Here is a 278-nt window from a genome sequence, read left to right on the forward strand (position 1 = left end):
CAGCAACAACACTTTACAGTTTGCTTGTTGCCCTAGTTTTTATGAATTAAACATTAATCTCAAAGGATTTTTATGACCGCTAATGTAGCGCCGCCATCTAATCAACTTAACCGAACAGCTATATTAATCGTGCTTGCGCTCGGTACTTTTATTTTAGGGTTATCTGAATTTTCGATGATGCCTATGCTGCCACTGATCAGTGAAACTTTTGGCTCAACGCCTTCGCAAAGTGGCTACGCTATAAGCGCTTATGCTTTAGGTGTTGTTGTTGGTGCGCC

1 pseudogene is annotated in these 278 nt (G+C 41.4%); it reads left to right on the forward strand.

Annotated features, from left to right (window positions below):
* Window positions 1-72: 72 nt before the first annotated feature.
* Window positions 73-278: pseudogene (locus V0R37_RS22035) on the forward strand (MFS transporter); the annotation flags it as partial.

This window comes from Pollutimonas rozaliensis, from assembly GCF_048751585.1.
Classification (GTDB): domain Bacteria; phylum Pseudomonadota; class Gammaproteobacteria; order Burkholderiales; family Burkholderiaceae_B.